This is a genomic window from Dysgonomonas reticulitermitis, from assembly GCF_054601275.1.
This window is the reverse complement of the sequence record NZ_BAAHWU010000062.1, coordinates 1-15,243: the sequence shown is the minus strand read 5'-3', so window position 1 is coordinate 15,243 and position 15,243 is coordinate 1. Positions and strand designations below refer to the sequence as shown.

Annotated in this window: 12 protein-coding genes and 1 tRNA gene; 9 read left to right on the top strand and 4 right to left on the bottom strand. The window is 36.2% G+C overall.

Annotation, left to right across the window (positions count from 1 at the left end; translation table 11 throughout):
• Positions 1-291: 291 nt before the first annotated feature.
• Together gcvT and pepT are read right to left on the bottom strand one after the other, a co-directional pair.
• Complete coding sequence (gene gcvT / locus ACYPZI_RS14285) at positions 292-1,386, bottom strand: glycine cleavage system aminomethyltransferase GcvT (protein WP_459602762.1); 1,095 nt, start codon at positions 1,384-1,386, stop codon at positions 292-294.
• Between the two features lie 159 nt (positions 1,387-1,545).
• A complete protein-coding gene (gene pepT / locus ACYPZI_RS14280; protein ID WP_459602760.1) occupies positions 1,546-2,760 on the bottom strand; it encodes a peptidase T in 1,215 nt (404 codons plus the stop codon).
• A 274-nt stretch (positions 2,761-3,034) separates the two neighbouring features.
• On the opposite strand from pepT, the gene ACYPZI_RS14275 reads away from it, so the two are divergent.
• Positions 3,035-3,108, top strand: a tRNA-Thr gene (locus tag ACYPZI_RS14275).
• 82 nt (positions 3,109-3,190) lie between these two features.
• Complete coding sequence (locus tag ACYPZI_RS14270) at positions 3,191-3,970, top strand: DUF5672 family protein (protein ID WP_459602758.1); 780 nt, start codon at positions 3,191-3,193, stop codon at positions 3,968-3,970.
• Positions 3,971-4,073: 103 nt separating this feature from the next.
• On the opposite strand, the gene ACYPZI_RS14265 is transcribed toward ACYPZI_RS14270, so the two are convergent.
• On the bottom strand, positions 4,074-4,577 hold the full coding sequence (locus tag ACYPZI_RS14265; RefSeq protein WP_459602756.1) for a thioredoxin-like domain-containing protein: 504 nt from the start codon (positions 4,575-4,577) through the stop codon (positions 4,074-4,076).
• Between the two features lie 399 nt (positions 4,578-4,976).
• On the opposite strand from ACYPZI_RS14265, the gene ACYPZI_RS14260 reads away from it, so the two are divergent.
• From ACYPZI_RS14260 to ACYPZI_RS14250, 3 genes are read left to right on the top strand one after another with little or no spacing between them, the layout of a single operon-like run.
• Positions 4,977-6,290, top strand: coding sequence for an aspartate kinase (locus ACYPZI_RS14260; RefSeq protein ID WP_459602754.1), 1,314 nt, complete (start codon positions 4,977-4,979; stop codon positions 6,288-6,290).
• A 14-nt stretch (positions 6,291-6,304) separates the two neighbouring features.
• The gene (gene lysA, locus ACYPZI_RS14255) at positions 6,305-7,462 is read left to right on the top strand and encodes a diaminopimelate decarboxylase (protein WP_459602752.1); all 1,158 of its coding nucleotides are present in this window, start codon (positions 6,305-6,307) and stop codon (positions 7,460-7,462) included.
• 36 nt (positions 7,463-7,498) lie between these two features.
• Positions 7,499-8,707 (top strand): glycosyltransferase, encoded by a 1,209-nt coding sequence (locus tag ACYPZI_RS14250; protein WP_459602750.1) that lies wholly within the window; start codon positions 7,499-7,501, stop codon positions 8,705-8,707.
• A gap of 6 nt (positions 8,708-8,713) precedes the next feature.
• Here the strand turns inward: ACYPZI_RS14250 and ACYPZI_RS14245 are convergent, their stop codons facing one another.
• The gene (locus ACYPZI_RS14245; RefSeq protein ID WP_459602748.1) at positions 8,714-9,415 is read right to left on the bottom strand and encodes an exosortase/archaeosortase family protein; all 702 of its coding nucleotides are present in this window, start codon (positions 9,413-9,415) and stop codon (positions 8,714-8,716) included.
• A 477-nt stretch (positions 9,416-9,892) separates the two neighbouring features.
• On the opposite strand from ACYPZI_RS14245, the gene ACYPZI_RS14240 reads away from it, so the two are divergent.
• From ACYPZI_RS14240 to nth, 4 genes are all read left to right on the top strand, one after another.
• The gene (locus tag ACYPZI_RS14240; RefSeq protein WP_459602746.1) at positions 9,893-11,197 is read left to right on the top strand and encodes an OmpP1/FadL family transporter; all 1,305 of its coding nucleotides are present in this window, start codon (positions 9,893-9,895) and stop codon (positions 11,195-11,197) included.
• A 71-nt stretch (positions 11,198-11,268) separates the two neighbouring features.
• Complete coding sequence (gene lptC / locus ACYPZI_RS14235) at positions 11,269-11,880, top strand: LPS export ABC transporter periplasmic protein LptC (RefSeq protein WP_459602744.1); 612 nt, start codon at positions 11,269-11,271, stop codon at positions 11,878-11,880.
• Between the two features lie 106 nt (positions 11,881-11,986).
• Positions 11,987-14,149 (top strand): peptidylprolyl isomerase, encoded by a 2,163-nt coding sequence (locus ACYPZI_RS14230; protein ID WP_459602742.1) that lies wholly within the window; start codon positions 11,987-11,989, stop codon positions 14,147-14,149.
• A gap of 71 nt (positions 14,150-14,220) precedes the next feature.
• Positions 14,221-14,856, top strand: coding sequence for an endonuclease III (gene nth / locus ACYPZI_RS14225; protein WP_459602740.1), 636 nt, complete (start codon positions 14,221-14,223; stop codon positions 14,854-14,856).
• The last annotated feature ends 387 nt before the right edge of the window (positions 14,857-15,243 follow it).

Here is a 15,243-nt window from a genome sequence, read left to right as displayed (position 1 = left end):
TGTTGTTTTTTTTGCATTATAATAACTTGTTAATTACTACTTAAATATAATAAAAATATATCACAAATCAAAGCGAATACGCCTAATAATCAATACTATAAATCCTTAACTTAATGACATTGTGGGTTCCCCGCCTGCGGAACTAATGCGCGGGAGGCTGACGCACGACAAGCGGCTTAGGCCAAAAGGAACGCAAGCAATCTGTGATTGCGCGCAGAAGAAAATAATCGAACGTTTTTACATTACAGCAATAACTTTAACTACTGATTCGCATAAATAATGCTTTATCCTTTACAATTTTCTGAAAGGCGGTTTAACAACCTCTGCTTTCAGGCTTTTTTCCCTTACCTTGATAAAAACCGGAGTGCCTAAAGTTGCATATTCCGGCTTAACATATCCAAGGCCAACACCAATTTTGGTTGTAGGAGCTATTGTTCCGGAAGTAACCGTTCCAATTTTTTCGCCTTTGTCATCTACTATATCATATCCATGACGTGGTATTCCTTTTTCCTGCATCCGGAATCCAATCAGTTTCCTGGCGACTCCGTCTTTTTTCTGTTTTTCAAGAATAGCCCGTGCTGTCAGTTCTTTGCCATCTACGAGTTTTGTAATCCATTCCAAGCCTGCTTCTATCGGCGTTGTTGTGTCGTCCAAATCGTTCCCATAAAGGCAGAAGCCCATTTCGAGACGAAGGGTGTCGCGTGCGCCCAGGCCTATAGGTTTAATGCCGAATTCAGCTCCGGCTTCAAATATGGCATTCCAGATGTCAACTCCATATTGGGGATAGAAGTATAACTCAAAACCTCCGGCTCCTGTGTACCCTGTATTAGAAATTATTACGTTATCCAGGCCGGAACCTTCGAAACTGCCGATTGCAAAAGAATAGTACGGAATTTTTGTCAGGTCTATTTTTGTCAGTTTCTGAAGAGTAGCCAAAGCTTTGGGACCTTGAATAGCCAACTGTGCTATATTGTCAGATGAATTTTCCAGATCGGCCATCTCATCATTGTGACCGGTCAGCCATTTCCAGTCTTTTTCTATATTTGAGGCATTCACTACAAGCATATATTTTTCAGGTTCGTAGTGATAAACAATGATGTCGTCTACTATTCCACCCTGCTCGTTAATTATCGCTGTATATTGCGCTTTGCCTATTTCCAAAGCTTCAAGGTTATTACTCAGCATTCTTTGCAAAAATGGAACAGCCCGGGGACCTTTTACCCATATTTCGCCCATGTGCGATACATCGAATACGCCTACTGCATTACACACTGTCATGTGTTCATCGATTATACCTGAGTATTCGATAGGCATATTGTAGCCTGCAAATTCGTGCATTTTTGCCCCCAGGGCAATGTGAATGTCTGTAAATGGTGTTTTTTTCATTCGTATATATTTTAATTAATTATTTGTTTATTTTGTTTATTGTTTTGGCTCAGCTTTTTACAGTCAACAATCAACAGTGAACAGCTAGTTACATGTTATTGTCGCTTCGCGCCATTTTCAAATTTTCAAATTCGCTAATTTTCAAATTATCAAATTATCTCATTTATTCGCCGCAAGTTCTGCTATTTTCACAATTACTTCAACGGCCTTTTCCATCGATTGTATTGGAACAAACTCATAGCGTCCGTGAAAGTTATGTCCTCCTGCAAAGATATTCGGACAAGGCAGCCCCATAAAAGACAAGCGTGCGCCATCTGTTCCGCCTCTGATTGGTTTCACGATAGGAGTTACACCAACCGATTCCATCGCTTCAAAGGCAAGGTCGACCACATGCATAACGGGTTCTACCTTTTCTCGCATATTATAGTATTGGTCTTTTATTTCAACTGTAGTGCTGTCCGGATACAGTTTGTTGATAAAGCCGATAGTATCCGTCATTAGTTTTTTGCGTTTCTCGAAAATATCGCGGCTGTGATCGCGTATGATATAGCCCATAGTAGCAGCATCTACTGTTCCCGATATATTTGTCAGATGAAAGAATCCTTCATAACCCGAGGTATGCTCCGGTCTTTCATTCTGGGGTAGGAGGGAAGCCAGTTTGTTGGCGACGACCAATGCGTTTACCATTTTATCTTTGGCATATCCGGGATGTACACTTCGTCCTTGAATATTGATTTTCACACCGGCTGCATTGAAGTTCTCATATTCCAGCTCACCTACCGGGCCACCATCCATTGTGTATGCCCATTCGCAACCGAATTTTTCTACATCAAAATAGTCGGCTCCGGCTCCGATTTCTTCATCCGGAGTAAAACCGATACGGATTTTTCCATGTTTAATTTCCGGATGATCTTTTAAATATTTTATCGCGGTCAATATTTCAGCAATACCTGCTTTATCGTCTGCGCCCAATAATGTGTTGCCGTCCGTAACGATCAGGTCCTGACCTGTATAGTCTAGCATTTCGGGAAAATCGACAGGCGAAAGAGTTACATCTTTATTCAATGGTATATCTTTTCCGTCATAATTTTTTACAATCCTTGGGTTGACATTTTTTCCTGTCAGGTCAGGGCTTGTATCCATATGTGCTACAAAACCGATTGCCGGAATTTTCTTGTCGGTATTTGCCGGAAGAGTGGCCATTATGTACCCTTTATCATCTAAAGATATATCTTCCAGCCCCATTTCTCGTAACTCTTTTTCCAGTTCACGGGCTAAAACCATTTGTCCCGGAGTGCTGGGTGTCACTCCGGTTTCTGTATTTGATTCAGTATCAAATTTTACATATTTAAGAAAACGATCTACTACTGTCATATGAATTTATTTTTTCTTTAAAATTTTATACTAAAATGTCAATATTATAAGTATCTGATTGCGAACTTCTTTTTTCTGGAAAAGACTTCCAATACAAATGTAGTAAAAGGAAATCAAAGGAAAAAATCGAATTTGCATTTTGTGGGTAAGAAAAATTTATCTACTTTTGTCGCCGGGTAAGTCCTATACGGTCAGCTCCCGATTAATCCCCCAGGGTTTGATCGCAGCAAGGGCCGTCGGTTGTAGCGGCGCGATATAGTAAGCTTACCCACCTGCCTCTTTAGCTCAGCTGGCCAGAGCACGTGATTTGTAATCTCGGGGTCGTTGGTTCGAATCCGACAAGAGGCTCAAAGCAAAAGACTATTCCCGACAGAATGGTCTTTTTTTATTCTTAAAAATTTACCTCTTTATTGATTAAGATTAAAAAAAAATGAGCAATAAAAAAAGCGACGTCGAAATAGTCATACCCATTTATAAAACAATCCTTTCCGAGTTTGAACAAATATCACTCAAACAGATCTACAATCTGTTAAACGACTATCCGCTGGTTGTCATAAAGCCAAAATCTCTCGATATATCATCACTTGTAAAGCAATATCCTTTACTTACGGCCAAATCGTTTGACGATGATTATTTCAACGGCATAAGCGGGTATAATAAGTTAATGTTATCCAAGCAATTCTATGCTGATTTTTTGCACACTAAATATATATTGATTTATCAGTTGGATGCCTACATTTTTAGTAATGAGCTGATATATTGGTGTGAAAAAGACTATGATTATATTGGTGCACCCTGGTTAAAAAAACCGGTATATAATTTACCAATTATTTCAACTATCATGAAATTTTCCAAATGGAATCATAGTCGCAAAGGGTTAAAAAGTAAACAGGATCTATACAACAAAATAGGAAATGGTGGGTTCTCACTACGAAAAGTAAAAAGTCATTACAACGCTATTATAGAATACCAAGAGCAAATCAATTCTTATTCAGAAGAAAAAAAGAAAAATCATCTTCATAACGAGGATGTATTTTGGGCGTCGATTCCAAACTTTACATATCCGGATATCAAAGAAGCGATTGCATTTTCTTTTGATAAATACCCGGCTCTATGTTATAAGTTAAACAATAAAAAATTGCCTTTCGGATGCCATGGTTGGTACAAAAGAAAAATGAAGTCTTTTTGGAAACCTATTATTGGGTTTTGAAATATGAGGAATTAAAGTACCTGTAACACAACTCGGTATATAAAAGAAAAAAGCGTTTTATTATCAAGTAATAAAACGCTTTAATAAATTAAATCATAAAATTCTAGTTCAAATACTGATCTAAATCTTTAGGTGAAAGATTCATTGCCATAATTACCCCGTTTTCGTCAATCAGGTAATTTTTGAATCCTTTCTTTAACTGGTAACGGTCAAACAAGGCTGAGTATTCGTTTCCATTTGCCAGAAATTGATTCTTTCTATCAATTTTGTCCATAGCTAAGGTTCGTTCGAATACTGTTTCGCTTTTGTCGAAGGATACTGATACCATTTGTACCGAATATTTCTCGTTTTCGATCAAATTTGAAAAAAGAACGTTATCCCTGTGCGAATTAGCGTCGTAAGCCGCCCATAAATTTACCAATACTTTTTGACCTTTTAGATCAGACAAATTTAATTTTGTCCCTGATACATTTTCCAAATTTTTAATATCAGGAAACAGGTTTCCCGGATAAATACCTTCCGAAGAAAGACTGGAAGTTTCTGTTGTATTTGATGATAAACCTATTAAAGCTATACATACAATCAGAAAATACTTCGCGTACTTCATAAAATAATCATTAGGTTACCACTAAAGCCTCGTTTCTATACTTTCTCAGAAAAGAAACTCAGCCCCTCAATTTTTGAGGTTAAAACAAATTTTCTTTACGCTTAAAGAATGTTTTGTTTTAGATTTCGGGCTCAAAGGTACGTCAATTTTGTTAAAACAGAAAATATTGTAAGTTAAATTATACTTTTTGTTGGTTTAATGTGTTTATATATAGTGTTTTAATGTTTATTGGTTCGGAGTGTTAAGTACATTCTTTGCGTCATTTTTTTAATAAAGATAAATGATTCCGGGTAAAATGCTCCGATCAATTAAAATATATGTATGAATCTGAAATTACTGCTCGAAAATTTTTGTACTTTTGCATCTTAGTTACAGCAATTACATAAAAACGGTGTTAAAATGAAAGTTCTGAAATTTGGTAGTGCATCGATAGCTACAGCCGATAAGTTGAGGGAGGTAGCTGCAATTGTAACAAAGGAACATAATAATATTATAGTCCTGTCTTCAATGAGTGGTACAGCTGAGTCTTTAGCTGAAATTTCCGATTACCTTTATAAGAAAAACCAGGAAGGCGCTACGGAGATTATCAACAAACTCGAAAAGCACTATTTAGGCTTGGTTTCTTTACTTTTCGATAAGGCGGAATTTCAAGAAAAGGCTAGAGCTGTTGTGTCCGGCAAATTCGATTATGTGCGAACTTTCACTAAAGATTTGTTTACCTTATTTGAAGAACGTGTTGTAATGGCTCAAGGTGAACTGATCAGTTCGGAACTATTCTATCTCTTTTTATTAGCAAAGGGAGTTAAGGCTGCTCTGATTCCGGCTTTGGACTTTATGAGAACCGATAAAAATTCAGCTCCTGATCCGGTATATATAAAGGATAAGCTGAATATATTACTGGAGACTTCAAAGGACGCTGATTTATACATAACTCAGGGTTATATTTGCCGGAATGCCTACGGAGAAATAGATGACTTGCGTAAAGGAGGAAGTGATTTTAGTGCGGCGCTAATAGGCGCGGCTGTAAATGCCTCGGAAATTCAGATATGGGCTGATGTTTTTGCAATGCAGAATAATAATCCGCAGTATGTGAAAAATACAACTCCTATTCGTCGGTTAAACTTTGATGAGGCAGCCGAATTAGCTTATTTTGGAACTAAGGTTTTGCATCCATCAAGTATTTTACCCGCCAAACTAGCGGATATTCCGGTTTGCCTGAAGAATACCGGGCATCCGGAAGCAAATGGAACTGTTATTTCTAATAAAACGGAAGAAGGAGTTATAAAGGCCGTAGGAGCGAGAGATAATATTACTGCTATAAAGATAAAGTCGGGTAGAATGTTGCTCGCTCATGGTTTTTTACGCAGGGTAACAGAAGTCTTCGAAAATTACCAGACTTCTATCGATATGCTGGCGACATCCGAAATAGGATTTTCGCTGACTATCGATGAGGATAAAAATCTGGAATATATAGTAGATGATTTGAAAAAATACGGGACTGTATCTGTCGATAAAGATATGGTTATAGTATCCGTTATCGGCGACTTAGAATCGGAGCATACCGGATTTGCCGCGAATATACTGGGATCGATGAAGGATATTCCTGTGAGAATGCTGTCTTATGGTGGCAGTAAATATAATTTTTCGTTTTTGATTAATAAAAAAGATAAAGAGAAGACACTTCAAATATTAAATGATAAATTGTTTAATTAATCTTAGAATTTCAGATGACAAAAGGAAATTTTCCTGTTGATAAACTAAAAGGTATAGAAACACCTTTCTATTATTACGATATTGAATTATTAAAGAAGACACTTAAAATCGTAAAAGAAGAGACTAAAAAATATGGATTTATTCAGCACTATGCAGTAAAGGCAAATGCCAACCGCCGTATACTGGAACTTATTGCTTCTGAAGGTTTTGGCGCTGATTGTGTAAGCGGAAATGAGGTGAAAACCGCAGTGAATGCCGGGTTTCCTGCATCTAAGATAGTGTTTGCAGGAGTAGGTAAGACCGATAAGGAAATAACATTGGCTTTAGATCTTAACATATTCTGTTTTAATGTAGAATCGCTGCCGGAACTGGAGGTAATCAATGAGCTTGCAGCTAAAAAAGGTAAGACAGCCCAAGTTGCCCTACGTATAAATCCTAATGTTGACGCACATACTCATGAGTATATTACTACCGGATTGAATGAAAATAAATTTGGATTCAGTATGGCTCATCTTGATAGTGTATTGGATACATTGAAATCTTTAAAGAATATCAATTTGATAGGAATCCATTTTCATATTGGTTCTCAGATTGAAGATGCTCATACATTTGAACCATTGTGCGCAAGAGTCAATGAGTTGCAGGATTTCTTCGAAGAAAAAGGTGTTAAGCTGGAACTTATAAATTTAGGGGGAGGATTAGGCATTGATTACGAAAAGCCAAATGAAAATCCGATTGCTAATTTTCCTGAATATTTTGAGTTATTTAGTAAGCAGCTTAAACTGAGAAGCGGACAAATAGCTCACTTTGAATTAGGACGCGCTATTGTTGCCCAATGTGGGTCATTGGTAACAAAAACGACTTACATTAAGCATGGCGAGAGTAAATCCTTCGTGATTGTCGATGCCGGTATGACCGATCTTATTCGTCCTGCGCTGTATCAGGCTTATCACAAAATTGAAAACATAACATCGGATCTTCCTGTGAAGAAGTACGACGTTGTTGGCCCTATATGTGAGTCCTCCGACTTCTTCGCGAAGGATTATGAACTGAACGAAACAGAAAGAGGCGACCTGTTGGTCTTGCGCTCAGCGGGGGCTTACGGGGAAATAATGGCTTCCCAGTACAATTGCCGGGAGTTGCCAAAAGGATATTTCTCTGATAAAATATAGTTTACGAATTAAATAAAGCAAGGGTCGTATTGATATATGGCTCTTGTCTTTTTTGCATTATTAATAATGGAAATGGTAGAGCAGGTCTTATCTTATTTCAGATTCGATACAATAGAACTAATTGGAATATTGTTATTCGTGTTTTTGTTTCTTATCCAATTATTTTATTATTTAAATTATTATCGGAAGCCTTATACTTATGTGAAAAATCTTGACTCATACGAAGGCCTTTCTGATAAGTCGAAGCTAAAAGTATCGGTTATTATTATTTCTGAAAACGAAGTAGATTCATTGACTGAGAACCTGCCCGCTATACTTAATCAGGACTATCCTGATTTTGAAGTTATTGTTGTAAACAATGGATCGACAGATGAAAGTGATGTGTTGCTGACATCGATGGAACTGAATTATCCTAACTTGTACCACACATATCTGCCATACTCTAATGACAAGATGTTAAGCCGGTATAAATTGGCTCTGACATTAGGTGTTAAAGCCGCCAAAGGAGATATACTGTTATTTACCCAACCATATTGTAAACCTTTATCCGACAAATGGATAAGTTCTATGGTAAGCGGTTTTTCAGAAAATAAAGAAGTGGTGTTAGGATATTCTTTTTATCAAAAGAAAAACCGTTTCTATAATCGTATGGCTCGGTTTGATAATCATATTTTCAGTATGCAATATCTTTCGAGCGCGGTAAAGGGAGATCCCTACGTAGGTGTTTTACGTAATATAGCTTTTCGTAAGCATTTATTTTTTGATAATAAAGGGTTTGCGTCTAATTTGCATTTAGAGACGGCCGAGGAAATACTAATAAATGAAATAATAACTAAGGATAATACTTCTGTGTCGTTGTCGCAAGATAGTTTTATTGAAACCGGAATGCAAGAGTTCTCGCTATGGAAGCAGATAAAAAGATCCTATTCTCTGTCTAAAACTTACTTAAAAGGCAATGCGCCTGTGATATTCGGTATCGAAAGTTTCTCCAGAAGTATTTTTTATTTATTGTTTATCGGGCTTATTGCATATAGTGCTATTCTTCAGCATTGGGCTTTGCTGGGAATAACCATATTCTTTTTTTTACTTCGTTTATGCATCCAATATGTTGTATTAACAAAATCTGCCAGGCATTTTAATTCCGGAAAATTTATCTTTTCCCTACCATTGTTAGATTTTCTGGCGCCATATTATAATATTAGGTTTAAGACTCGTTATCGTGGTTCGATCAAAGTAATAAAGTGAAATGTGTCAGGTCTTTCCCATCGTATTTGATTGTTTCAATTGCGCATAAGGTTTCCGTATTTTTTCTTCCCAGATCAACCATAAAATAAAGATTACTCCATCATAATATATCCAGGTAAATATGTCACGATGGAATACATTAAACCAATCTTTATAAAATTGCAGATAGCCGGCTGCCGAGTTATTCCACGTTCTGTTGTTGTACCATTCGTTAAATGATATAAACCATTCAGGAAACGGATCTTTTATAATAATGAATATGATGGATAGCCTGAGGATATTTATAAATACGAGTATCGCTAGCGACATGGGAATATACCAATATTTCTTTTTTCGCGGACCAAAGTAAAATATAAGGATGAATGCAAACATAAAAAGCTGTTTCAGCCCTGTACATCCCCATATAATATCGATAGGTACGGAGTTTTTGAATTGGAGTGTTATTCCGTTTAAGTAAAAGTCATTATATCCCAATAAGTCGTGAACAAACCAATGTACCGATTCTGCTGTCCATAAGCATATTCCATCAGTATAGGATGTCAAATCTTTTCCTAATACCAAAAGAGTTCTTTCGTTTTCACCTTGATGGACACATAATTTCCAAATAAATTCGAAGATTAGGAATAAAGATAAGAACCAAATAATATCTTTAAATGGCTCTATTTTTTTGTATAATTTGTTTATGTTTCGACCCGCTCTAATCTCCATTATATGTGTATTGACCGCAAAGTTATTAAAATAAGGATAATTAACCTTTTTAAGGTAAAAAAAATATGACATTTTATTTAAAAACACGGTTAAGTAAGTTTTTTTAATTTACTTTGCACAAATTTCATCTATAATCTTATCTTGATACAAGATTGTAAGAACCTGTTTAAATTTTATTCGTTCCGATTTTCAGAACTATTTTTAGAATGATTTTTTCTTTTCTGAAGAGCGAATAGCGGGCTATTCAAGCTGAAGAAAGGGAAAAATCAGATAAAAAGAGACTGAAAATGAACGAAAAAAGAGCTATAATAATATGTTTTGATAAAATTTAAACAGGCTCTAAGTCTTGAAACTGATTTTTAGATTAGTTTTTTCAGTAGGCAGATAATAATTCTGTATTTTTTTTGTTTATAGATGAGAATGCGAAAAGTAATTCTATTGGTAATTTAATTAATGATAAACCCTATCTAAATTATAATGTTGAAGAATAAAAAACTTCTTTTTATAGCTATTATAGCATGTCTGGCAAGCTCGGTCGGAGCACAAGAAACAAACTCACCTTACAGTAGATATGGTTATGGAATATTAAGAGACCAGGCTGTAGGTCCGTCAAAAGCGATGGGAGGTATCGGATACGGATTGCGCCATGCCCAGAGTGCTAACCCTATGAATCCGGCGTCACATTCACGTGTCGATTCTTTAACATTTTTGTTTGATATAGGTATATATTCTACGTATGGTAAATTGAGCGATGGTATCAACTCTAAAAACCATTATAATGGTGGACTTGACTATATTACAATACTGATACCATTAGCAAGAGGATTAGGTGTAAGCGCCGGAATTCTTCCTTATTCGTCAGTAGGATATAAGTTTGGCAGTACAGAAACTACCAATGACTTATCTTATATTAAATCTTTTTCTGGTTCCGGCGGTCTAAGTCAGGTCTATTTGGGAGCAGGCTACAAATTACCCGGAACGGGCCTTTCGTTAGGAGCTAATGCTTCTTATTTGTTTGGTACTGTCGAACATGTACGGAGTTTGCCTTCTATAGGGTCTAGTAATAGTTATACATCTGTAGAGTACTCCAGGCTAAAATTGAATACATATAAGTTTGATCTGGGATTACAATATGAATTAACATTGTCTAAAAAAGATAAGCTTACTATTGGTGCTGTATATTCTCCTAAGATCAATTCTAAAGGAGACTATGAAAACCTGCATTATGAGCTGAATAGTTCAGGCGCTTCTGTATCAGCAGATACTATTACACAGAATGGTGTAGATGCAGGGATTCCTGCGACATATGGAGCCGGCTTTTCTTTAAATCGAGATAATAAACTTATCATGGGGGCAGATATTACGTATCAGAAATGGAATGATGTAAAATACTCCGGGTATATGGGGGATGGTTTAAGCCAGAGCGATCGATTTAATGATAGATGGAAATATGCGGTTGGTGCTGAATATATGATTGATCCATACGATCGTAGTTTTTTCAAACGGGTTAAATTCAGAGGTGGTCTTAACTATAGCAACTCTTATATGAATGTGATAAACTCCGATAATAAAGTCAAAGGCTATGACGAGTATGGAGCTACTCTGGGTTTTGGATTCCCTATAAGGGATAACTTAGGAGGAAGACTTTCATATATTAATATAAACTTTGAATATAAAAAGGTGAAGCCTAAGATAAGTAATATGATCAGTGAACAATATTTTGGGGTATCTCTAAATATGAATATCAACGAGTTTTGGTTTTTCAGGAAGAAGATCGACTAAATTTAATATAATCTTAGCCTCAATATATATTATTGGGGCTTATTGTTTTTATAACATACATGTTGCTTTACTTGATAAATAAAAAATATTTTCCTCTTACAACGTTCTTTTCTTTAGTTGTGGGTATTGTTTTTATGTCTTGTAATAAGGAGGTTAAAAATACCGTTAGCTTTATTAATGATAATGAAACAACGCCGACTATGTTGACACATAACGATACCATGTTGATTTCCGATTCAGGTCTTATTCGTTATAAAATAATAGCCGAAACATGGGAAATATTTGACCGTGCCAAAGATCCGCACTGGAGATATCCCGACGGGTTCTATCTCGAACAATTTGATTCGGTGTTTAATATTGTTGCAACTGTAAAGGCCGATACTGTCTGGAATTATACACAGCGTAAGGTGTATAAGTTCAAAGGAAATGTTTTCATTCATAACAAGAAAGATGAAACTTTCTCCAGTGATGAATTGTATTGGGACCAGCGGCAACAAAAAGTATATTCGAATATGCCGGTGATTGTAAATCGGCCTGGCCAAATGACATTGAGAGGTACAGGGTTCGAAGCTAATCAGCAAATGACGAATTATAAATTTATGAATGTCGGGGAAATGGCGTCGGGAAAAACCATAATCTACGTAAACGAAGATGCAGAAAACAGTGAGGAAAAGCAAGAATAGTTTCGAGTTTATGAATGATATTTAATCTCAATTTATTATCTTCGTGCGCTAAAAGAAGCTAATCGAAATAAAATAACTAATAATATATCTAATAATAATTAATTAAATGGCTGCTTTACAGAAAATTAGAAGCAAATCGGGCTTATTGATCGGGATTATTGCAGTAGGATTGCTAGCCTTTGTCATACCTTGGAATGAGATTGTGACAAGTGTAAATCAAAGTAAAAACAAGGCTTTTACTGTTGACGGGGAGGTTGTTTCTACAGAAAAATACTCGGCTAGAATCCAACAATGGGAAAATTTCCAGAAGACAGTGACAGGTCAAAACAGTTTGGGAGAAGAAATATCTTCTTTTATCAGAGAGTTAACGTATCAACAGATGGTAACAGAAATGATGTTGGACGAACAAGCCAGCTCATTGGGCTTGGCGGTTACTACAGCTGAACTTAATGATGTGGTAAATAGCCCTAATTTTGGATTTGTTCTACAACGTCTTCGTTTGGTGTTAAATCCTCAAACCGGTAATCTCGAAGGAATTACATCTATGTTTGCAAACCCTCAAACCGGTCAGTTTGATAAAACATATTTTACTCATTTTATGAATGATGTAAAAACAACAATAACACCGGATATGCCGGTTCAGGCACGTCAGGATGTGCTAATGAAGCAGGATATTTGGATATTTGTCGAGCATATGCTTAAATATCAACTGCTTCAAGAAAAATATTCTTCATTAGTGGCAGGACTTATTTTACCTGGCAATACTGATGCAAAAGCCGTGTTTGAAGATTCTAAGACTCAGTCTAATATAGCCTACGTTCTTCAACGATATGCAACGATTCCTGATTCGATAGTAGCAAAGGAGGTTACAGACAAGGAGATTAAAGATCTTTACGAATTGCGTAAGAACAACTTCAAACTAGATACTGATTTACGTAAAATATCATACTTTGTAAAAGACGTAATACCTAGCGATGAAGATTTCGAAGCTGTGGCAAAAGAAATGAACACAGTATATGAAAAAATGCTTACCGCTGAGAACCCTGCTGCATTGGTTAGCGAATATTCTTCAGCTCCATTTACAGACGCATATATTTCTTTGTCTAGCTTACCTTTGGATATAAAGAATTTTGCACAGTCGGCTACAATCGGACAAGTAACCGAGCCGGAGCGCAGTGGTCAATCATATGTGTTGTATAAACTTATTGACAAAACATCCGCCGCAGACTCTGTAAAAGTTCGCATAATTCCATTACCGCAAGGATTAGATCCGAAGATCGCTACTCACATTTCCGACAGTTTGCTTAATGTGGTAAAAGGAGGAAAAGATTTTATAACTCTGGCAAATGAGACAATGCCGGGTTCTAACTCCGTTTGGGTTACAGAAATGATGATAGCAGGTGCAGGTCCGGATTTTGTAAAAAAAACCTTTGGAGCGTCTAAAGGCGAAATTCTAAATCTGACGGCTAACGGGCAGACTCAACTTGTATATATAGAAGAAAAGACAAATCCGGTACCTAAAGTAAAATTGGCCATTGTTCAAATGCCTGTTATCGTGAGTGATAAAACTCAGAATGCAATAGATAATGAGTTAAATCAATTTGTCTCTGAAAATGGGAATCTTGAGAATTTTGATAAAGCTGCTCAGGGAAAAGGCTACAATCTTGTTCCAAATGTTGTTATTTCTCCATCTGAAATGTCTTTGGGACAAGCATCTGGATCTCGTCAGGTTATTCATTGGGCATTTAATGATAAAAAAGGTTCTGTAAAGAAATTCGATTTGTCGGATAAGAGGATTATAGCTATTGTTAAAGAGGAAATCAAAGGAGACTATATGCCTGTTTCAGAAGTATCAGCTATGTTGAAGACCGAATTGATTAATAATAAGAAAGCCGAAAAGATTATTGCCGATTTGAAATCAAAGAACCTAACATCTCTGGAGGCATACGCGGGAGCAATGTCGAGCCGTATAGATACAGTTAGTTTCGTAACATTCCAAACAAATAATATATCTGGTGTAGGATATGAACCTATATTGAATGTGTATGCTAAGTTGGGAGAGGTAAATAAATTAGAACAACCGTTGAAAGGTAATGCTGGAGTTTATGTTCTCAATATTACTGAAAAAACGGAAAATACAAATACATTCGATCCTGTGCAGGCAAAACAAATAGCACGTCAAAATAATTTCTATCAATTGATGTCGCAGGCTATGTTTGTATTGAAGGATAAAATGAATGTGAGAGACAATAGGGTGAAATTCTGGTAAAAAAATATACGTAGAAAAAAGTCCCTTATAGAAAAACTGTAAGGGATTTTTTGTTTTAAAGAGAAATATTTATGACAAAGAAAGATCGTTATGCTGGTGTTATTCGCTGGTTTGAACAGAATATGCCAACTGTGGAAACAGAGTTGCATTACGATAGCCCATTTCACTTGCTTATTGCTGTTATTTTGTCCGCTCAGTGTACCGATAAGCGTGTTAATATGGTTACTCCTCCTCTTTTTCAAGCATACCCTACACCGGAAGTAATGGCCGTTTCTACACCGGATGCTGTGTATGAATATATCAAGAGTGTTTCATACCCCAACAATAAGGCTAAAAATTTAGTTGGTATGGCTCGAAAGTTAGTTGATGATTTTGGAGGAAAAGTACCCGGTACATTAGAAGAATTAGAATCTATTCCCGGAGTTGGACGTAAAACGGCGAACGTTATGCTCATTGTGGCCTTTGATAAACCTGCGATGCCTGTCGATACACATGTTTTCAGAGTATCTAATCGCATAGGATTAACAGATGATTCGAAGAATCCGCAACAGACAGAAAAAGAATTAATAAAGCATATTCCGGCTAAATATTTATCAAGAGCCCATCATTGGTTAATATTGCATGGAAGATATATTTGCCAAGCTCGTAAACCCAAATGTGAAGAGTGCGGCTTAACACTCTATTGTAAGTATTTTGCTGGAAATTAATATGGCTTTATAGTGGATTGATAATAAGGTTGTTGAAATTTTGTTGCAAAATAATTGAAATATTATCTCTTTTTTATTTGGAACTATGATGATTTCTTTTTTATCTTTGCACCCGCTTTGCCACCCAATGGTACTGGTTAATCGAGCGGATACAGGGATTTGGGATTACCGGAATGGGATTATCAACCACCTTTGTTTAATATAAGGATTAGGATTACCCTACGGATTAAGCGAAAAAACAAAGCGATCTTTGAAGGAACTGAAATAACAACATTAAGAGTGTAGTACAATAGAATGAAGAATGAGGAATGAAGAATTTAATTTTTCACTTTTAATTTTTCATTTAAAGAAGGGTATTATACCGTCAATACCTAATAAAGATAGAAG